The organism is Leptospira venezuelensis (genome assembly GCF_002150035.1).
Taxonomy (GTDB): domain Bacteria; phylum Spirochaetota; class Leptospiria; order Leptospirales; family Leptospiraceae; genus Leptospira_B; species Leptospira_B venezuelensis.
Genome location: NZ_NETS01000007.1, coordinates 91,950 through 113,089, shown reverse-complemented (window position 1 = coordinate 113,089; position 21,140 = coordinate 91,950). Strand labels below are relative to the sequence as shown.

Genomic DNA, 21,140 nt, shown 5'->3' with positions numbered 1-21,140 from the left:
CTTATAGAAAAGAGCAAGGATTTGTCCGATCGGATTAACGAGATTCCAGGGAGAAGGTCCCCTCTAAAGGAAGATGATCGCTTGATTCAATGGCCTCCCCTTCTTTTAAAACGTTATATTCTTTCTTAGTTAAACCCTTAGAATAGAACATATAATCAATGGTCCTATCGGGTTTTGCGATTTGAGGATCGTTCGGAACATGGGTATAAAATTTTTCCTGATTAGGTCCGTTCAATTCTTCTAAGCTTGCTGTAGAATTCCATTTATTGAATAGAGGTGAAATTTCCTCATCGTCGCTATAATAATAAGCTCCGTTAGGATGTAATTGTTTTCTGGAAAATCCCGGAGGAAGAAGATTAAAATCCCCTGCTAAAACCCATTCCGATTTTTCTGAATCTAGTTTTTCCAATAAATCAACAATGAATGCAACCTGTCGTTGCATTGTGTCTGTCCCCATAGAGAATGCATCCAAATGTGTATTCAAAAGGACCAAAGGTTTTTTATCTTTTACATCTATCGAAGCTTCTAAGATTGCACGTTTTAACTGCAATTGTTTGGTAATAGGATCCGCGGGAGGAGTAGGAAGCTGATGGCGAGAAGCAGAAAGAATTTTATATTTACTGAATATAGTAAGTTTCATTCCAACAGATCCCATTATCTTTGGATGAGGAACAAAACCTGCCTTCCAATAAAATGCTTCCGTTTTGCAGGGATATTTGTCTGAAAGTAAAGGAAGAATTCTTTCCGACTGATTTTCAGAATAAGTTTTTTTAGCTCCGTCATCTACTTCTTGGAATAATACAAAATCGGGATCTCTTTCTAAAATAACATTCGCTACTTTTTTGAGAGTAGATTCTATTTCTTCTCTGGACGGTCCGGTATCTGGCCCTGTTTCATCCGGAACATCATACCAAAATACACGATTCCTACCTGCGAAATATTGTATATTCCAAGAGAATACCTTGATCGGTTTAGTGGACTCCAAGCTCGGAGCACCTTCTTCACATTTTACTTGTACTGATTCCAAGTCGGATGGATGGAATGTAGAAAAGTAAACTAACAGAAGTAATAATGCGAAAACACTTAGCAAAACCAGAAGGATTCTTTTGAATAATTTCAAGGCGGCCTCTTTCTATTTATATCACTCTTGGCCTTCCTTTCTAACGAAATTCCCCACATTCGTCCACAATTTTAGAGTTTTCGGATACAAGAATCAAGACGGAAAGACTTTCCCTTTTTCAGGGGATAAGAAACATTGGAATCGGTCCCATGCAGAATAAATTTCTAATCCTATTCTTTTCTCTTTTTATATGTTTTAGCCTATCTCCCTTGTTTGGGGAGGAACTTGAACTACAGATTGTCCTCAAAAACGGAAGCACAGGCGGACCAGGCTCCGCAGAAGGGATCCGTCTTTTCGCTTTGGAAAGACAGATGATGCCTTTACCTCTTCCTGACCAGGGTCCAGTAAGAGGAAGTTTCAAACTTCCTAAGATCAATGCTCCAGATGGATTACCGATCCTTCTCCAAGTGACTTATAATGGAGTAAATTATAATAAGATGATCCCTCCGGTACCTATGATGAGGTCCCGCCCCCAAGAGGTCACAGTCTATGATAAAACATTAGATCGTTCAGTAGTTAAAACAAAGTCCCTTCTTCAAGTAGTAAGAGAAAAAGAAGCATTAGTAATTTCTAAAGTATCTATTCTTACTAATAATACAATCCCGCCTAAAAGTTTTCAAAATCCTAATGATCCTTTGGAAGTTTATGTTCCAGAGGGAGCGTTAGAAGTAAGCGCTCAGTTGACACAAAGTACCAATAAGATGGCGATCCCTATCCAATTGACTAAAGGGAAAAACGGTTGGGTGATCGATAGGGCAATTCTTCCGGGAACTTCTCAACTATTCGTGAGTTATGTGATCCCTTCTAATAATTTATCTCCTACTCAATTTAAGGATAGATTATTATTCGAGAACCAAGAAGGAGAGAAGGTAATCTTTTCTAAACCTAAGGATATGCAGGTTTCTTTTATTGGCCAGAAGGGAACACGCCCTGTTTCTGTAGACGCTCCGCCTGATGTAAATTCGAATATAGTCAGTTATGCGGGTCCTCAGTATGAGATCACTCTTTCAGTGATCGGAGGAGAACCAATTAACGAGACAGCAAACCAAGAAAGAGAGATCAATAATGGCAGCATATTCGTTTCGACTGAAAAAACGATTTATGGCGTAATCGGGATACTTTCTTTCTTATTCTTCCTTTCGTTTACGATCACTTATAGATTGAGAAAGGAATAAATAAGAAAGCCTGGTGCACACCAGGCTTGGATTTGTTCATTTGATGGATGTTGGAACTCCAACATCCGACCAAAATTACTTTTTCTTTGCGACTGCCTTCTTTTTAGGAGAGGGTTTCGATTTGGCAGATTTCTTAGCGCTAGCCTTTTTGGGAGCAGACTTAGCTCTTTCCGGCACCAGAGAATCCATGAATTCTTTGATATCCTTTAGGACCTTCTCTCTTTCTCCAGCAGGTTCATTCATAAGTTCATGGTAAAAACCTTTATAGGTTTTCATTCTTTTATTCTTATAAACCAAATGATTATAAAATTCTAAACTTCCTGCAGGATCGGCGATCCCATCCGCTAAACCATGTAAAATTAAAATAGGAGTCCTTAAGATCCCGGCCTTTCTATTTGCAATTGCTCCTTGCTGGAACAATTCATAACCCATGGAGAATGAAACTTTACCGTGAACCATTGGATCATCGATATAGGCCTGAACAACTTCTGGATCTCTACTCACCAAATTTGTATCCAGGTTTGCATCCAAGGTGGTAGAAGGTGCAATCTTGCGTAAGAAGCCAGCCACAGAGATCTGGAATCTTTGGAATGGAGTAGTAGGAATTTTTAATGCAGAAGAGCAAGCTACCACACCATAGATATAATCTTGGTTGATACCTTCCAAGGCGTAGCGAATGACGACTACTCCTCCCATGGAATGTCCTAAAAGTAGGATCTTATCCCTATGTTCTCTTTTACGGACCTCTTGCACGAAGTCAGCTAAATCATCCACAAATGCTTCAAAACCGGATGCATGTCCTCTTTTACCTTCTGATTTTCCGTGACCTCTTAGGTCCAAACCGTAAAAATTAACATCACTATCTTTAAAATATTGGATGAGGTTAGAATACCTACCACTATGCTCTCCGAATCCATGACAAAAAACAATTACACGATTGGCTCCGGATTTGGTCCATGCTTGACCGTATAATTTGGTATTGTCTCTGGAAGATTGGAAGAAGAACTCTTTATGTTGGTAGGCCATGCTGTTTGGCTCCATCTAGGTTAGGGGCAATAGCCCTCGTAGTCGGACCGAAGCTATAGACAAGTAAACGTCGGGTCAAGTATTTATTCCAAAATGGAAGAAAGAGGATGTTCTAGGTCAAAATCGGACCTCTCTTTCTCTCAAACCTCCGACAGTAAAATCACATTTTCGTTGCCGATTCCTTTTCCCCTCACCAATCTGTCGCTTTACGTGCTTCTTATAGAAGCCGACATCAAACAGAAACATAGTGGAGAGAATTGGATGTCTCAACCGACCTCGGAAAAAAGCCTGCTTCGATATTTCGGATTAGGCGAACTTGCCGCCCATGGAGGAAACGCGATCCTCGCCTTTTGGATGATCATGGGAATGGCCTTCTTTCTATTCGCGGACCAAAACCTGATCGCACCGAATCTCAGAAATATTGCAGGCTCGTTCGGGATAACTGATCAACAAGAGATCGATTGGAAATTGGGAGGACTCATCCCAATCTGCTTCTTCGTTTTAGGAGGACTGGTTTCGGTTTATATGGGTTATCTTACTCAAAGATTTCCTAGAAAACCTTTGGTTATCGGAACTGTATTACTGGGAGAGATCCCTTGCCTACTTTCCGGATTCGCAAGAAACTACGAAGAATTTTTAATCCTCAGAACTCTAACAGGTTTCGGCTTAGGAGGAAGTTTCCCTCTTTTATTCTCCTTAGTGGCGGATTATTTTTCTGACAAGTCACGTTCCACCGCAGCGGGATATTTATCTCTTTCCATGGGATTAGGAGTCGGCCTAGGCCAAATGGTAGGAGGAACTTTCGGTACCTCTGATCCAATCAACGGATGGAGAGACAGTTTTATTTATATGGCTGCTCCTTCTTTCTTATTCATGTTAGTTTACGGATTATTCTGTAAAGAACCTGCAAGAGGGGGAAAAGAGAAGGAATTGGTGAATATATCCACCGACGTAAACTCAGAAACTGTTCGTTTAACATGGAAGGATATCAAAACTCTATTCTCCACCAAAACCAATATAGGTATCTTCATGCAAGGTATCCCAGGTTGTGTGCCTTGGGGGGTATTCTTTGTATTCTTGAATGATTATTATGAGTTCCATTATGGAATGCCTAAAGATTCTGCTTCCGCTATGGTGATCTTTGCGGCAGTAGGGATCTTTATAGGAACATTCTTTGGTGGGGTTGTTGGCCAAAAAATATACGACACTAATAAAACATTATTACCAATCTTCTGCGGTAGTATGATCCTTATCGGGATCCTTCCTACTGTGTATCTATTACACGCGGGAAGTGTTGCAGGAAGCTCTGCATTCATTTTCATTAATATACTAACGGGGATCATCATCTCTGTGACCGGACCGAACGTAAGAGCGCTGATCATGAATGTGAATCCTCCTAAAAGTAGATCGTCCATGTTTGCTCTTTATAATCTTACGGACAATTTAGGAAATGGGCTTGGACCTGCAATGGCAGCATTAATCCTTACAGTATTGCCGGATAGAACACAAGCATTTACGATCGCGATACTTTTCTGGATACCTTGCGGACTCGCATGGCTCTATATCCTGAAAAATTTCAAACACGACGAACAAAAAATGCATGAAGAATTGGCAGCAGAAGCTGGAAGGATCAAAAGGACTGCTTAATTGGAAAAAGAAAACACCGAGTTATATTTATTCGATATAGAGGGAACAACTACGCCGATTGAATTCGTGCATAAGGTTTTATTCCCCTACTCGGTCCAAAACTTCCAATCATTCTTCTCTGAAACCTCGGCGGAAACAGGCTTCGCCGAGGAACTCATTATTGCTTCTAAAAATGAGAAGGAATATACGGAAGAAGTTTCCGAATCTCCAGAATCACTTTCCAAATTTTGCAAATACCTAGTATCTAAAGATCGTAAATTAGGGATTTTGAAAGAGATCCAAGGAAGAATCTGGAAGAAAGGATATGAATCTGGGGAATTAAAGAGTACAATCTTCTCAGACGTCCCTCCCTTTTTAGAAAGGATCAAAAAATCAGGAAAACGTGCGGCAGTTTATTCTTCTGGAAGTGTAGAAGCCCAGGTCTTAATCTATAAATATTGTGAAGCAGGAGATCTTACTGTATATTTCGAAAATTATTTCGATACTGCAGTGGGAGGGAAAAAGGAAGCTTCAAGTTATATAAAAATAGCCGAAAAACTTTCTCTGTCACCAAGCTCTATCGTATTCTTCACAGACATAAAGGAAGAAGCAGATGCAGCAACCCAGGCGGGAGTCAGACCTATTATAGTTTCTCGTCCGGGGAACCATCCTCAAGCTGAACATAAGTATCAGGTGATCCAGGACTTTAGTCAGATATTAGCCTAAACTTAATTCTTATGCAGAAGCACAAAGACATGGAGGGGTTGAGATGTTGGAGTTCCTACATGAATTTGATGCAGAGGATTTCGTTGACGAAATAAGGATTTTATGATAGGCGTGTAAACGCTCTCCCACGAACCACTCCCCCCTCCCGAATCGTTTCTGTCCGACATGTTGCAGCTTGTTTGATTTAAACTTTAGCTTCGCTTTGCTCAGCTACCCTTTCGGGAATCCCACTTCCTATGGGTCGCGGGATTGGGTGGGGGCGATTTACAGCCAAAGTAGGAACTCCTACATTAGGAAAGTTTAATCAGCATCACTCGGGTCCCTGCGACAGCGATGCGCAGGGTTTAGTCCGAAGGACCGAAGCGAACGCGTAGCCCGTAGCAGCGCGGCCCGAACGTATGTGAGGGAGTTGCCCCAAACCTTAAATTTATAGATTGTATCTCAAATTAAAGATTCAATCTCCGTCGAAATAGTTTAAATTCTTATATTGGTCGGCTCCAATCCGGCCGAAAATAAAACCATGGCCCTAACCCGACCAGTAATCATTCTATTACTCTGCGCTTTTTCCTCTTCTATCTTCTCCAAAGAATTCGTGTATGCGTTCCGAGATATAGGAATGCCTAAAAACACGGGAAAAGATGGAATGCCCAGAAAAGAAAAAATGGTCTTAGTCGGGGAGACCATTATGTTCGATAAGGTAAAACCAATCGAATATGAAGGGAAATACAAAAGTTTCGAATTAGGATACGATACAAGACCAGATATAGTCACTGTAAAAGTGCATTACGATCCGGGAATTCGCCCGGGGCAAATTCTCTATTTGATCGAAAAAGATTTCGATCATGAGACATTCAAAGACGGAAGTATCGTAGGACAAATCGAAGTTAAATCCATCTTCCAAACTGCATTTACAGGAAAACAATTAAGAGGTGTCGGATATTTGGGGATGGCAAAGGAGAAGGTTCTTACCGTTGCCTATCCGGTCTCTTCGGAATTAAGCGGACCTGCATTAGTAGAACGTAAAACCGGAGATTATCATTTCACAAGAGATGAAATCCCAGAAGCGATCCAGTCTTTTCGCAAAGCAATTCGTTTAGATCCGATGTCTCCTGTACCACATTACAGATTAGGAATGTTGTATTTGAACGAGGCAGGAGTTGACTCCAAAGAACCAGTATGTTCAGGCATTCTGCCAATGAGCGCTGGAGCAGAATTTTCTTCCGCTTGGAAAAAAAGATCCAGGTTTGATTCAGACCAAGACTTTATTAGATTTTCCAGAGAATATGTTTCTTTCTTAAATTGTAAATCGGACCAAGCCCCAAGCTTTTCGAAAAACAGTTTTGTTCCGGAAGAATTGGAAAGAGCACAAGAAGTTGCTAGAGAAGGTTTCAGACTTTCCAAAACAGATTATGAACTTTTGATCAGAAGTGCGGAGACCTATTATAAACTATATGTTTCTTACTCTTCCAGCAAAAGACCTAAGGGAACTATCTCTCCAGAAGAAGAGCCAAAACTTAGAAATCGCCAAGAAAAATCTTGGGAGATTGCCGGGAAACTTTTGAAAGAAGCGGGCCTGGATAATATCACTGATTATAGACTTCATAGATTGACTTCACTTCTATACGGTAAGAGATATATGGAACTTTCAGGTGGAGCAAAGTCCACTACGATCAGTGAAGAAGCAAACTTCTTAAGAACAAAAGCAGTAGAATCCATTCAAGCCTATAAACTTCATAGACCTAAGAATGTTCCGGGGGATAAAGATCTTTTGATATTAGAGAAAGATCTAGGGCTTTAGGGAAGAAGTCGCTGAACTTGGCGCTTCGCTTAGTCCGCAATGTAGGAGCTCCTACATCAATCCTCTAACTTCAACTTACCGCTTTGGATACTTTCCTCGATCGCTCTAAAAGTATCTCCGTATTTTCCTACAATATTCCAGACAACAAAGCCATCACTATCGCTGTCGACGCTTGCTTCTATCTGGGCCTTAATATAATCTTTTAAAGATTTGCCGGAAGGACCAAGACTCATTCCAAAACCCTGGATCCAACCAACAACTTTCGTAGTAGATAAGGATCTTTTTCTAGTGTTCTTCAATCCATCATAAACAGTTTGGTACGGATTTGCTATACGACCTGGTTGGCCATAAAAATGCGAAGGATATAACATGGGATAGATCACATCTACAAGTTGGGCAAAGTTTTCAACCTTCTGCCCGATCTGATCGTCTCTATTAAAAGGAATTCTACCGAAGATATCCGCACCTAAGTATGGAAGCTTTTCACATTGGTTTGCTTCTCCGCGAATACGAGTTACAATCTCGCTGATATTACTATATTTTTCTTTCAAAGAAAGATCTATATCAGTAACATCCGCGTAGCGAATATAATCCAGCTGAACTTCCGGAAATCCGGAAAGACATGCTTTTCTAACATAACCCAAAATAGAATTTAATCTTTCAGGACTTGGATACTTAGTCTTGAGACCACCGTCGAAATTAACGAGCCTTCCCACCGGATAAAAGCCTAACTCCTTAATACGAGAGATCTCTTCCGGAGAAGGAGTTTTTGGCTGAAGATCGATCACTAAAACATTCACCCCATAGCCTGAAGCATCTTTTAATAAAGACTCCCATTCGTTCTTTCGGGACTTATCAGAGATCAAAGAATTATTCACATAAAGGCCACGATAGAATTTAGGGCGATCTCCATAGCTGCCCTTGTTGGCAGGTCTTGTAAAAAACTTTTTAAGTTTCTCTTTAGGAGCTTCCTTTTCGCTTTCCTCTGAAACGTTTCTAGAAGAAAGTCGTATCTCCTTCTTCTCCTTCTCTTTAGAAGCTGATTGGAGTTTGGTTTTACTATTTGGAGAAGATTCTAAAACGGGAATTTCCTTCTTAGACGAATTTTCTGGATAAGGTAAAGTGAACTCTGCACAGACCGGAAAAGCGGTAAGAACTAAGATAGGAAAAAGTGAAAACGGTTTGCGCACAAATTTACTCCGGAACTACTATATAATATCGAACCGGAGACCTAGTTACTTGTCCTCTTTGTAGGACTTCCAACAAAAAACGGGAGAAGAAAATGAAACTCGGCTACGCCTATGACGATACGTTTTTATTGCATGATACCGGAACATTCCACCCCGAATCACCCCAAAGATTGGAATCCATACTCAATCGACTACATAAGACCTCCTACTTTAAGGACTTACATTGGATCAAACCTAACAGACTACCATTAGAATTGATCGAATCCGTACATAATCATAGACATAGAGAAAGATTTTCAGTCATTCAAGGCAAAAGAGGAAGTTTCGACGGAGACACACCCTATTCAGAATCCAGTTTTGATGCCGCACTTTTAGCGGCAGGAAGCGGAGTAGATCTCGTAAATAAAATAAGATCCAATGAAATAGAATCAGGGATCGCACTTGTAAGACCACCAGGACATCATGCAGAAACAGGAAGATCCATGGGTTTCTGTTTGCTGAATAATATTGCAATCACTGCAGGCTATCTACTTACCCAAGGAACAGAAAGAGTTTATATACTGGATTGGGATGTTCACCATGGAAACGGAACCCAAGAAATATTTTACGACTCAGACAAAGTATTCTTCACTTCACTTCACCAATATCCATATTATCCCGGAACAGGTTCAGTCCATGAAAAAGGAGAAGGCAAAGGAGAAAACTTTACATTAAACATCCCATTACCAATGGGTTCAGGGGATAAAGAATACTTACATTATTTCCAAGAAACAGTAGTTCCTTCCATATTGGAATTCCAACCTGAGTATGTATTAATTTCCGCTGGATTTGATGGACACAGACGAGATCCGTTAGCAGGTATGAACCTAAGCACACACGCATTCGCGGAATTCACACGACTCATATTATCCGCAACAAAACAGATCGGCGCCAAAACAATATCCTTCTTAGAAGGAGGCTATGACCTAGACGCTTTAGCCGAAAGTGTAGAAGCCCATGTAGCTGTCCTTGCGGGTTAACCACCGAATTTCTTTTTTATTTCAGGCCGAAAATTCCTAGAAAAAATGCCTCTTCAAGCTTCCGCCAGCCGATATGAAAATCATGCAGGAACTTTCCTCAAACACCGACCTGGCCCTGCGATTCAGAAACTACGTGATCCTATTGGACCGACTGATGAGAGAGGTCGAAGAGGAACTCCAACAAAACCAATCTGTCCGAAACGAATGGTCCGAATGGCATTCCAATTGGAAAAACGTCTGGCTCACTCCCGCTAGCAACAACTCTTCTTCCAATCTAAAAGAAAGATTCTCAGTTAAAAGAAGACTCGGATAATTTTCGGGGCGGCTATGGCGTCTCCTCGCTTAAAGAGGACCGGGCTACTTCGGGTTCGCGCATTCGCGCTCATCCGGGCTTTACCCGGACTTCCGCCCTTCCGCATTGCCCCAGCTAAATTTCACTCAGAGCCGCGAAGACGCAAAGATTTGATTCTTCTGTCGCGGCAGCGATGCGTAGATCTTTAGTCCGGGACGCGAAAGCGTCACGGATGAGCGGAACGCAAAATCGAAGCAGCGCGACCCGCAAAGCGGGGGCCGCCCAAATGTAGGAGCTCCAACCATGAGTGCAAGACAAGCCCCACCCTTTGTGGGTGGGGGCCGGAGCGTAGCGGTGGAGAAAAATGGACATTTTCATAAAACGCTGATTTTTACAATCCGATTTATCACCTTCAAGCTTGTAGGAGCTCCTACAAAATCTTGGTCATTAATTGCTTGTAAGAACGACAAAACCATTATAGAAGGCCTGAAAAATAGGTTGAAATTATGTCTCTTAAGCGGTTCTATCGACAGAGAGGATTAGAATGGGGAGACGTACGCAAACAAGACTTTTTGTTTTAGTCCTACTCTTAGGAATTCTTACCCAATCCGGATGGTCCGAGCCCCTACCCAATTTCGGACTAAAAGAAAAAGAAGCCAAAACATTCTTCAAGCGAGGCCTTGCTTATTATAATAAGGGAGAATTCGCAGCGGCGAGAGAAAATTTCGTCCGGTCTCTTTCCATCAAACCAGATTTCGTTCATCCTAAATTCTTTCTTTCGGAAGCATATTATTTGAGTGGCGACTGGCAGGAAAGTCTTTCCGAATTGGAACAATTAGAATCTTCTAATAAACTCAATTTGATCAGCAAGAATCGTTTAGACGCCCTTAGATATAGATTGGGCGGCGGAAATAGAAAGGATAATTTAGAATATTATAAATCAATTTTCGGAGATGACCTAAGAAGATTCCGTTTCAGAAACCCTGCAGACTTAGCAGTAGACGAAGAAGGATATCTTTACGTTGTAAGTTTCGATACAGCTAACGTAGTGAAATTTGATGCGAACGGTTTTCCAGTCGAAAATTTCAAAGGTTCTTTCGGAAGAAATTTAGAAGGACCAGTCGGGATAAGTATCCGCGGTAAATCAATCTTCATTGCAGATTATGCCGGAGATAAAATTTACGAATTCGATACTAGAGGTACTTACCTAAACCGTTTTGGTTCTACCGGAAAAGACCCTGGAAGTTTTCACGGACCAGCGGGACTTTATTTCACAAAAGAAGGATTTTTGTATGTTTCCGATATGGGCAATAATCGAATCCAAAAACTTTCCAGAACCGGAGAAGCTCTTCAAGAAATTGGTGTTGGCATATTAAAACAACCTGCAGGTATCAAGGTCAACAATCGTGGGGAAATTTTCGTAGCTGATCGAGGAAACAAAAGAATTGTCGTATTCGATCATGAAGGAAATTTTTTAAAAGAGATCAATAACCCTTCTTTCAAAAGGCCACGAAATCTTTCTATCAAAGATAATAAGTTAGTCGTCGCAGACGAAACCGCAGGGCTTTTTATTTATGATTCCGTTTCTAAAAATTGGTCAGGCTTTGATAACTTTAAGGATTCAAAAAATACAGTTCGAAATTTTGACCAAGCATTTTCAGTTACTTTTGATTATACTGGATCGATGTTTGTTGCTGATTTTAATAGACATCGAATCGAATCTTTTTCTCCGAAAGGACAACTCTCTTCCAACTTAGATCTGATTGTAGAAAGAACTATCAGTTCTGATTATCCTGATATCTCCTTAGTTCTTCATGCAAAAGACAGACATGGAGTTCCGGTAAAGGCAATCCCTCGGGATTCTTTCCGTATCTATGAGATGGATAATCTTTCTCCGTTGATCGGTTTGACAGATATGAAAAAGTATAATAATCGAGTGAGCGTTTCTATCATTGCAGAAAACTCTCAAATCGTATCTGAATCTTATGCTACAATCGAGAAAGCAATCCGTCCGTTTTTGTCAGAGATCAGAGTAGACGATAAAATCCAACTTCTCCGTTCGGGAAGAGACACTCAAATCGCCTACCCTTTCGGAAAAAGTATGTATGATATTCTGAAAGCGTTACGCTCTTTTGTTCCGGAAGAAGAATCTCAGATTGGAAAATCTCTCCAAAGAGGGATCACGGATCTATTAGATAGTTTAGGTCCAAGAGCAATCGTTGCAATCGTTTCCGGAAAAGATTCTAAAGCAGCTTTCACACAATTTTCTCCTACAAAGATCATTCGTTTCGCCGTTGCTCATGATATCCCAATCTACTTCCTATGTTTAGGAGAAAATGGAGAATCAGTTTCTGTATATAAAGAGATCGCGGAAAAAACGGGAGGAAAATTTCTAACAATTCCTTCCGGTGGAACTGAGAAGAATCTAAGAAGCTGGATAGATTCTAAAAAAGACAGAAGGTATCTTCTTTCTTTCAAAAGCAGAATAAATCCAGACGAAATGGATGTCTATGTCCCCGTTGTAGTAGAAGCTATTTTCAGAAACTCTAATGGAAAAGCGGAGACCGGGTTTTTTACACCATGATATTCGGATCCAAAATCTCAAATAAACATCTAAACTTGAAATTTCTTTTTAGGAAGTTTGCGATTCTTTTTGTTTTATGTTTTTCCTTATCAATTTTCTCCAAACAAACTATAGATTGGATCAAAGAAGGAGAAGGCGCGTTAGCTTCCAGAAATTATCCTGCTGCTTATGATTCCTTTAGAGAAGCAGTAAACTTAAATCCACTTTCCGTGCGTTCCAGATTAGGACTTGCAGATGCCGCATTAAAACTTCATAAAGAAAAAGAAGCATTACAATCGTTGGATAAGGTTCTCGAGTTAGAACCGAAAAATAAAAAAGCGGTCCGCGAGAAAGCAATTACACTCGCAAAATTAGGCCGCTATGAAGAAGCATTTTTAATCTTAAAACCTTTCTTAGAAGAAGACAGATACGATTCTGATTTATTTCCAATCTATATAGAAGTACAACTAGCTTCCGGGAAAACCCAGAAAGCAAGTTTCGAATTCCATTCCGCCTACTCCAGAATTCCTAAAAACAAAGAAGTAAAAACCTTGGAGGCAAAGGTAGAAGCTTTCGACGGCAATTTCACAAAAGCTGCGTCGCTTAGAAATCAATTGGAAGCAGAAAGCTCCGATGATCCAGGGATATTCTTAGAGTCGGGAAAATTTTTATTAATCTGGGCAGAAAAATCCACAGGAAGTAAACGCGATTCTAAAATTGCGGAAGCTGCTGAGAAATTCGAAAGATCCGTATCTTTACATCCTAACGAAGAAGAAGCACTTAAACTTTTAGCAAAGACTCGGATCTACTTCGGAAGATACCAAGAAGCAGAAGAATATCTAAATCGTTTATTAGGCCTGTTCCCAAATTCAACGGAATATTTATACCTACGCTCCTATTCAAGATTGAAAAAAGATCCTGCTTCCAAAGAGGCCCGAACTGATTTAGAAAAATTAATCTCCTTGGATGATCTTGATCCGATCGCAAGAAATCGCTCAGAATTATACGCGTTGGAGAACCTACCAGAAGGTAATTCACTCAGAAGAACCTTGGGAGAATATAGGCTCCAAAGATATAGAGCGAATAAAAATGCATTCTTATATGATTTAGCCTGGTACCATTTAATCCGAGCCAAAGAACTTCTCCCCAACCGCCCAGAAATCTTAGTCCTTACATTAGAAGAATATAAAAGAAGAGGTTTTTTCCCAAGCTACTTTAACTTACTTCTACTTTTAAGAGATAAATTCCCTGATAATAAGAAATACGGTTATTCCGTAGAGAATAACTTAGAAGGCTTTAAGACCTCCTTAAGCTATCGAGAGGGATTAGTAAAAATTGGAGAGTTCGGTATCCAGGAAGATTACGGCAGGACTCCACCTGAAGTCCTTGTGTTCGATCCAGATGGAGAAGATTTCTTAGCAAAACATACAGATCTTCCCGCGTTAGCCGGAAAAGTTCTTCGCCATTTCTTGAATTCTGATCCAAGAATTCGCAGTATCGATCTAGATAATATTAGAAAATCCGAAAGTTTAGAGTCGGAACCCTATTCAGGAGCCATTCACAAAACGGAAAGAAACTATTCTTCTATCAAGAATTCGAGAGGAGAAAACATTCGTTTCGTTGTTAGTGGAAAAATTTCCTTTCAAGACAATAACTTACGCTTGGAATGGAGCCTCAGGGATCATAAAGAAGAGAAAATTTTAGGGAAGTTTAGGATCTACGCAAAAGGTAGAGATGCTCTCGCAGAAGCTACCTTACGAGCAAGAGATAAGATCTTAGCATTAATCCCTGCAAGCGGGAAAGTGCATAGAGTAAAAGAAGACTCGCTGATTGTAAACGCAGGTACTATCGACGGACTCAAAAAAGGAACTACTGTTTACTTCTTTAACTCAGCAACCCAATTAGGCGAAGGAACAGTAACCGAAGCTGATCTTTATACGGCCAAAGTTGTCCCGAAAAATCAAGACGCTGTTTTAAGAAATATCGCAGTCGGAAATAAAGCCTATTGGAAAAAGACGGAAAGCCCATCTACCAATTGATTACAATCTGATTTATTAATATTTTAGGAAGTCTTGTGATATTCATCTGTCGTTCTGAATTCGATTGTAAGGTTTCCGAGTTATTTGGATTTCATGCTGGTCCAGATGGATTTGCCTCTCTCGTAGGCTCCTCTAAAAGAGCTGAAGTCATTTCCTTTCCCTCATCTTTGGAACCAGGCTCAAAAGCTGTTGTAAGAGTGAAAATTTTTCCAGGAATTTCTTTTCAATGGATAGCTTTACATACTGAGCTAGATCCACAAAAACGTTTCGTTGATATCCAGGAATCCGGACCTTTCGCGAAATTTCAGCATGAACATATTTTTATCCAGACCGAGAAAAATACTTCGATCTTGGAAGATAGGATCACTTGTATTCCTCCTTGGTATGTGAATCACAGTTTGTTTGAATTCCTACTTGAGAAAATCATGAAGAATGAATTTCATACTCGGCATAGAATTACTGCAAAACAAATAGGATGCCAATACAGGACCGAGTTCAGTGGGAGAGTAAAAGGGCCCCCACCCTGAGTTCGGGTGGGGGGTGGGTTTGTGGGAAAGCTAAATCCGCTATATCAGAAAACTTGATTTTCTTCAACTCTATTATATTATATAAATCTGTTGGACCTCCTACAAAATCTTCTATATATATTTGTTGTGTTATGCGCTCATCTGTGGTAAGGAAATTTTTCCGATGGGTATCGGGTACCACCGCACCGGCCCCCACCCAATGAGGGTGGGGACTTCCTTTTCCTTCAATTATTGCCCTGTACCAAAAACAAATCCCTTTTCAGAATCCGCCAAGGATACGAAGGGCTTTAGTCCCGCAGGGACGAGGGCAAATGCCCGAGCCCGTAGTAGCCTAATCCTTGCTTTGCAAGGAGGCGGCCAAAAAAAGAACTTGCTTATTAATAACGATTTATCATTATTGAAAAAATGAGATCCTGGGCAGGAAGACACAAAAATGGGCTTAGGTCCCTCTTTGCGTTGTTCGCATTTTGCGGCGGACTTTTGCTTACCAGTGCCCACTCACATTTGGATATATCCGAAAAGGGAATATTTTCAAAACACTCTCCGAAAATTTCCTCGGATTCCTGCCTCGTTTGTATTCATACTCAAATAAATTCCGGAGCGGACTTCGCTCAAGGCCTAAGGTCGGAACAACCCGTTCTGGAATATAATGAATTTATAATTTTACATCTCACCTTCATTCAAATTTTTCTTTCAGGAATTGCAAGAGGAAGAGCCCCTCCCTCTTTCTCCTAATCTATCTACATCTACTATTTTCAGCGGATGACATTTGCGATCCGTTTTGAATTCTATTTTGTATATGAAGAACCCGACCCCTGAGCGGTCTGGAGTTTAGGAAGAATGAAAAGTATTTTATATAAACTTAATTTATTACCTGTTTTTATTGGCTTATTTTTGCCTTTTTCAGAAGTTTTTTCCCTGGATGTAAATGTCCGAGGAATCCTTAAAGATTCAGAAGGACGTCCCGTTTCGGGTGCCAAACTTTTCCTTACGGAAAACAAGTTCGTGTCCAGATCAGGCAAGGATGGTGGTTTCGAATTCCAACACGTTTCTCCTGGGAACTACACGTTAGTAGTCTCTGCTCCAAACTATGAATTGAAAACGGAAAGATTCGAAGTGAAAGACTTGGACAAAATTTTAGATATCGTTTTAAAACCATCTCTCTTAGAAGGTATAGCAATCAATGTTACTGCCAAGACCTTAGCTTCTGATTTTTTATCAACTCCACAACCAACAACGGTTTTAGAAGGGAGACAATTACAAAGAATGAGGGGACAGAACGTTATGTCCGCCTTAGAAAACACTCCGGGAACTGCGACATTAACTACCGGTGCGGGAACTTCTAAACCTGTGATCCGAGGTTTAACAGGCCAAAGAGTTTTGGTGATGACCGATGGAGTAAGGCAAGAAGAACAACAATTCGGCGACGATCATACTGTGGACTTAGATGCATTTAACGTGGATAAAATGGAAATTGTCAGAGGTCCTGGATCGGTTCTTTACGGTTCCGATGCTCTAGGAGGTGTGATAAATGTAATTCGCTCCAAAGCACCTACTGCAAAGGATGGTGCTCCCCTTTTAGGAGGGACGATTTCCACGAATAGTTTCACTAATAATAAACAAGACGCAGGAGCTATCTCTCTCTTCGGTTATCATAAGGATACCAACTTTGGTTATAGAGTGCAAACTGATACTCGTAAGGCTGGCAGGATCAGTACTCCAAAAGGAACTCTACCTAATACCGGCTTTCATGAAAGAAACGTAAATGCTTCTTTAGGGACGGATGGTTCTTGGGGAAACTTCTACGTGGATTCCTTCCAAAGATACCAAGAACAAGACTTATATGATAATCCAAATGAATCTCCCGGAGCAAGCGCCTACCAAACAGTTCTTCATCAGAAAACTCATGTGCACGCATTCTTCATTCTCCCTTTCGTGAATGTTGAATTGGATGCAGCCTATCAAAGAAACAATCGTAGAGAAATTGAAGATAAAAATAGATATATGCCTATCAAGGACACTCTATTGGATCCTTCTATCGATTCTTTTACCAAGGCAGCTTCTGCTTATCAAGTGACTAAATATGATTATAAGCAAGGTCTAAATCTCTCCTTAGATACCACGACAGCCGATGCAAAAATACACCATAAAGAATGGAAAGGTCTAAAAGGCACAGCTGGCATTTCCGGTATGCAGCAAAGAAGTAATACGATCGGAACTGAACCTTTAATTCCAGGTTACGGTCTGAGCAATATTGGATTTTTCTTATTTGAAGAATGGAAACTAGGAGACTTCAGTTTTTCTGCGGGAGCTCGAACTGATAAAAGAAGTATGGATATACGAGCCAACGCTGACCTAGGAAATCTGGAACAAACCAGAAATTATTCTGCTAGTACTGGAACTCTCGGAACTGTTTGGAGATTCGCAAAAGATTTCTCTTTGGCTCTGAATGCAGGCAGAGGCTTTAGGGCTCCGACTCCATTCGAATTATTCGCCAACGGAGTTCATGAAGGAAGCGGCAGATTCGAGATCGGTAAAGATAGCTTAAGACCTGAAACTTCTCTGAACTATGATGCTTCTGTACGTTTTGCTAATGATAAGTTCCAAGCAGAGCTTAGCGTTTTCAGAAATAAGATAGATAATTATATTTATTCCGTAAGTGCTGGCGCGCTTGATTCCGATTCAGGCCTTCCTGTTTACAGATACAGACAAGATGCTGCAAAGTTAGAAGGTGGAGAATTCAGTTTTCAAGCTCAGGCCACTTCCTGGTTAGTGCTCACTGGTGGTATCGATATCCTCAGAGCGACCATCCAAAAAAATATTCCTCCGGAAATCGCTCTGAATCCAGGCGGGACAGATCCTAATTCAGTATATTCTGATATTCGAAATAAATATCTTCCGAGAATGACTCCGAATCGTGCACGTTTCGGACTTAGACTCACTACGGATAAACTTTTCGGAATTTCAAAACCCTATTTTTCCCTAAACGGCACTTTTGTTCAGTCCCAGTATAAAGTGGATAAATTGGAAACGCCGACCCAAGGTTATAATTTATATGATCTTGGTTTTGGTGGAGAAATTCCCGGACTAACGAATGGAACTGAATCTGCAACTTTCGACGTTGCTGTTTTGAATATTTTCGACAAGGAATATGTTAATCACCTAAGTCGTTATAAAGAATACGCCTTAAATCCAGGGACTAATATCACTTTTAAAACTACTATCCCGTTTACCTTAATCACTGAATGAGGAATTTTATGAATTTTAGATACTTTACACTTTATATTATCATAATATTATTATATTCTTCCTGTACCTATGATCCGCAAACAAAAAAGGAGAAGGAAGATTATCAAAATCAGTCCTTGATCTCTGCGGCATTAAATGGGAATCAAAAGTCCGATTGCGTTTATTGTTCGGATACTAGGGCTTTCGAAGGAAATTGTTCCTGCTATAAGCAGATCCCCGTTTTCTCCTGCGCAGGAATTCCATCCGGTAAGGGCAAATCGAATTCTTATAAAATATCCTGCGATGAATTAGTGAAATTGGGGACTTGGACCCAGGCTTCTTCCGATTCCTATTCCTGCAGCTATTTGACCTGCCCTCCAGAAGCATATAGGGCAGCGTTTACAGAAGAAGGCGAATAACTTAGTAAATCGGAAGTCCCGTATTATAATCAATGGTGGTCTTTTTATAAGAACTTGCAAGAAGGTCAGAAGAGATTAAATAATCAGCTGACCTTCTATTATTCGCAATTGGAATATTATAAAGTACTGCAATTCTCAGAAGAGCTTTAACATCCGGATCATGAGGCTGAGCAGTCAGCGGGTCCCAAAAGAAGATAACTACGTCGATCTCTCCATCTACGATTTTCGCCCCAATCTGCTGGTCTCCTCCGAGTGGTCCGGATAGGAATCTATGAACTGGCAGGTCCGTTTTCTCATGGACTATTTTTCCTGTAGTACCAGTAGCATAAAGGTGATGTTTGGATAATATATCCTTATGGAGCTGCACCCATTCCACTAAATCTTCTTTTTTATTATCATGTGCGATAAGCACGATACGTTTCGTTTTCGGCACTTCCGGACTTTGCATATTCTGTTCCTAAATCAAATTCATCCGGAGGCTTTCCGAATGAAACCATTTTTATGGTTTATCTCTCGAAGTAGTTTCCCGATTCTAGTGCTAATGAAACTCGTTAAGCTTCCATGCTTAAGAACTTTGATTCTATTGATATTGATCCCCTCTTCTTCTTATCTGTTTCCCCAAGAAGATCCCCACGATCGCCCCAAGAAGCTGGAGATATTGATCCCTGAATCTGCAAAAGATGGTCCTTGGAGCGACGATCCGAACGAATTTAAGGACATCGATTTCTTGGGAGATTTTTCAGAAGGAAATTCAAAACAAGCTTTAGAAAAGACCGAAGAGTATTTCTCTGCTGCATTGGATGGTTTCAGAAAAGTTTCGGATAATATTAAAGCCAAGAGAGAAAAAGAAGAAGGCAAGATTCTTGATTCTGAAAGATTTCCATGGCAAAGAAAGACTCGATTAGAAAATGCAGAAAGGGTCTGGAATAGAGAATTGACCAAAGCAAGACTTGATTCGGTTAAAAATCTTTCACTTGCTATGAAAAATCTAGATAAGATAGCAAACCCAAACATTAGAAAATCTGAATCTTTTCTCGAATTACAAGCCGGAGTTTTTAGAGAATTTATAAAGCATCAATACGCTCTTAAAAACTTCAACCAATCAGCAGAGTTCTTGGAGAAGTATATCTCATTAGATCCAAAATTTAACGACGAAGCGGAACCTCATCGAATTCTATCTCATTGTTACGAGAGACTCTACCTTTCAGCTAAAAAATCTGGTCATCCAGAAGGTATGGACTTTTATAAGGATAGAAGAAAGAAACATGGGATCTTATACGCTGAAAAAGCATATGGTAGGAACTCCTACGAATTCAAAAAAGTTTTAGAATTATTTGCAAGAGAGTAAAGGTGAAGAGTAAGCAGGAACTCCTACAAGTGAATTCAACGTTTGCTTGTTGGAATTCCAACAAGGATTTTGCAGTCGAAAATTCTGTTGCAAGTTTTAGGGAAATATGATATTGGGAAATGAGCTCTCCCACGGGCCACTCCCCCCTCCCTAAACAGGGCGGGGGCGCCCTTTAAAACCTCACGTAGGAGTTCCAACACTCAGTTCTAATTATTCTCAGGAAGTCCTAGTTCTTTTCTAAGACGTTTGTTTTCCTCAACTAGATCTTTGATCTCTTGTTCAGTGTATTCAAACAGTTTCGTATGCGCCTCTAGGATATTCTTCATTTCAATCTCTTCTATACTAGAATACTCCAAAGCTCTTTCTGTAGCTTTTTTCAATTCAAGCGCGTGTTTTAATTCCATTGTCTTGAGATTATCTATAATCTCAGAAACTTTCAATCTTTCATGAAGAGTCAATAGCTCTTGGTTCTTGAGCTCGTTCACTCTCTCAATTGCTTTGTTAATATCTTCGTTGTTCTTCTTGATCTTTGCTTCAAATTCAAGGATTGCATGAAGTGCAGCATTTGCTTTGTGAGTATCTTTATATTCTTTATTTGCGAGTTCGAAAACTCCCTCAAAAAATCCCACGTTAGCAAGACAACTATTCCCGATCTCGTTTGCCACCATCTTGAAAAACTCAGTCTGGATCACTCTATCTAAAATAATCCTTAAAGACCTTGGCTGAACTGGATTTTCTAAAACTTCAGTTTTACCTTTAGGAGAAAGTTTATTATAAATTTCTTCGGCTTCGGGAGAAGCAATAATGGTAAGTGCAACGAACGGATGAAGTTCAAAACGTTTTAGGAAGTCTTCCTTAATTTCTGACCATTCTTTCAAGTTAGTATTCACATAGAATACATTGATATCCTGAGCATCCAATTCTATCGATCTGTAGTCCTTTAACTGGACCTTACGTAATTCGATATTAATTCTCGGATGTTTCCATATATGTACGGGGAATTCAGCTCCGGAAGTTATGTGCCAAATATTCGCGGTTTTCAAA

Annotated in this window: 18 protein-coding genes; 13 read left to right on the top strand and 5 right to left on the bottom strand. The window is 40.3% G+C overall.

Going from position 1 to position 21,140, the window contains the following annotated elements; genetic code table 11:
• Nucleotides 1–34 precede the first annotated feature (34 nt).
• Nucleotides 35–1,120 (bottom strand): endonuclease/exonuclease/phosphatase family protein, encoded by a 1,086-nt coding sequence (locus tag B1C82_RS02515; protein WP_086446047.1) that lies wholly within the window; start codon nt 1,118–1,120, stop codon nt 35–37.
• A gap of 149 nt (nt 1,121–1,269) precedes the next feature.
• On the opposite strand from B1C82_RS02515, the gene B1C82_RS02510 reads away from it, so the two are divergent.
• On the top strand, nt 1,270–2,295 hold the full coding sequence (locus tag B1C82_RS02510) for a hypothetical protein (protein WP_199775823.1): 1,026 nt from the start codon (nt 1,270–1,272) through the stop codon (nt 2,293–2,295).
• A 75-nt stretch (nt 2,296–2,370) separates the two neighbouring features.
• On the opposite strand, the gene B1C82_RS02505 is transcribed toward B1C82_RS02510, so the two are convergent.
• The gene (locus tag B1C82_RS02505) at nt 2,371–3,321 is read right to left on the bottom strand and encodes an alpha/beta hydrolase (protein WP_086446046.1); all 951 of its coding nucleotides are present in this window, start codon (nt 3,319–3,321) and stop codon (nt 2,371–2,373) included.
• Nucleotides 3,322–3,582: 261 nt separating this feature from the next.
• On the opposite strand from B1C82_RS02505, the gene B1C82_RS02500 reads away from it, so the two are divergent.
• From B1C82_RS02500 to B1C82_RS02490, 3 genes are all read left to right on the top strand, one after another.
• Nucleotides 3,583–4,968 carry an MFS transporter gene (locus B1C82_RS02500; RefSeq protein WP_086446326.1) on the top strand — a complete coding sequence of 462 codons (1,386 nt, stop codon included), beginning with the start codon at nt 3,583–3,585 and terminating at the stop codon, nt 4,966–4,968.
• A complete protein-coding gene (gene mtnC, locus B1C82_RS02495) occupies nt 4,969–5,673 on the top strand; it encodes an acireductone synthase (RefSeq protein WP_086446045.1) in 705 nt (234 codons plus the stop codon).
• A gap of 520 nt (nt 5,674–6,193) precedes the next feature.
• Entirely contained in the window at nt 6,194–7,471 is a 1,278-nt protein-coding gene (locus B1C82_RS02490; RefSeq protein ID WP_086446044.1) for a tetratricopeptide repeat protein, read from the top strand.
• Nucleotides 7,472–7,527: 56 nt separating this feature from the next.
• Here B1C82_RS02490 and B1C82_RS02485 read toward each other — a convergent pair whose 3' ends face one another.
• Complete coding sequence (locus B1C82_RS02485) at nt 7,528–8,661, bottom strand: putative glycoside hydrolase (protein ID WP_086446043.1); 1,134 nt, start codon at nt 8,659–8,661, stop codon at nt 7,528–7,530.
• A 92-nt stretch (nt 8,662–8,753) separates the two neighbouring features.
• Between B1C82_RS02485 and B1C82_RS02480 the strand changes: the two genes are divergently transcribed.
• The 8 genes from B1C82_RS02480 to B1C82_RS02435 all read left to right on the top strand — a co-directional run bounded on the left by B1C82_RS02480 (nt 8,754) and on the right by B1C82_RS02435 (nt 18,748).
• Entirely contained in the window at nt 8,754–9,680 is a 927-nt protein-coding gene (locus B1C82_RS02480) for a histone deacetylase family protein (RefSeq protein WP_086446042.1), read from the top strand.
• 82 nt (nt 9,681–9,762) lie between these two features.
• A complete protein-coding gene (locus B1C82_RS02475; protein WP_199775822.1) occupies nt 9,763–9,993 on the top strand; it encodes a hypothetical protein in 231 nt (76 codons plus the stop codon).
• Between the two features lie 282 nt (nt 9,994–10,275).
• Nucleotides 10,276–10,515, top strand: coding sequence for a hypothetical protein (locus B1C82_RS02470; RefSeq protein ID WP_086446040.1), 240 nt, complete (start codon nt 10,276–10,278; stop codon nt 10,513–10,515).
• Between the two features lies 1 nt (nt 10,516).
• On the top strand, nt 10,517–12,556 hold the full coding sequence (locus tag B1C82_RS02465) for a 6-bladed beta-propeller (protein WP_086446039.1): 2,040 nt from the start codon (nt 10,517–10,519) through the stop codon (nt 12,554–12,556).
• On the top strand, nt 12,553–14,574 hold the full coding sequence (locus B1C82_RS02460; protein WP_086446038.1) for a tetratricopeptide repeat protein: 2,022 nt from the start codon (nt 12,553–12,555) through the stop codon (nt 14,572–14,574). Before B1C82_RS02465 ends, B1C82_RS02460 begins: the two co-directional genes overlap by 4 nt.
• Before the next feature lie 35 nt (nt 14,575–14,609).
• Complete coding sequence (locus tag B1C82_RS02455) at nt 14,610–15,101, top strand: SRPBCC family protein (protein WP_086446037.1); 492 nt, start codon at nt 14,610–14,612, stop codon at nt 15,099–15,101.
• 840 nt (nt 15,102–15,941) lie between these two features.
• Complete coding sequence (locus B1C82_RS02440) at nt 15,942–18,350, top strand: TonB-dependent receptor (protein WP_086446034.1); 2,409 nt, start codon at nt 15,942–15,944, stop codon at nt 18,348–18,350.
• 8 nt (nt 18,351–18,358) lie between these two features.
• Nucleotides 18,359–18,748, top strand: a complete 390-nt coding sequence (locus tag B1C82_RS02435; protein WP_086446033.1) for a hypothetical protein — start codon at nt 18,359–18,361, stop codon at nt 18,746–18,748.
• Between the two features lies 1 nt (nt 18,749).
• Here the strand turns inward: B1C82_RS02435 and B1C82_RS02430 are convergent, their stop codons facing one another.
• Complete coding sequence (locus B1C82_RS02430) at nt 18,750–19,196, bottom strand: methylglyoxal synthase (RefSeq protein WP_086446032.1); 447 nt, start codon at nt 19,194–19,196, stop codon at nt 18,750–18,752.
• 93 nt (nt 19,197–19,289) lie between these two features.
• On the opposite strand from B1C82_RS02430, the gene B1C82_RS02425 reads away from it, so the two are divergent.
• The gene (locus tag B1C82_RS02425; protein ID WP_234008510.1) at nt 19,290–20,096 is read left to right on the top strand and encodes an FcpA-related putative periplasmic flagellar protein; all 807 of its coding nucleotides are present in this window, start codon (nt 19,290–19,292) and stop codon (nt 20,094–20,096) included.
• 206 nt (nt 20,097–20,302) lie between these two features.
• Here the strand turns inward: B1C82_RS02425 and B1C82_RS02420 are convergent, their stop codons facing one another.
• The gene (locus B1C82_RS02420; RefSeq protein ID WP_086446030.1) at nt 20,303–21,139 is read right to left on the bottom strand and encodes a hypothetical protein; all 837 of its coding nucleotides are present in this window, start codon (nt 21,137–21,139) and stop codon (nt 20,303–20,305) included.
• Nucleotide 21,140: the final 1 nt, after the last annotated feature.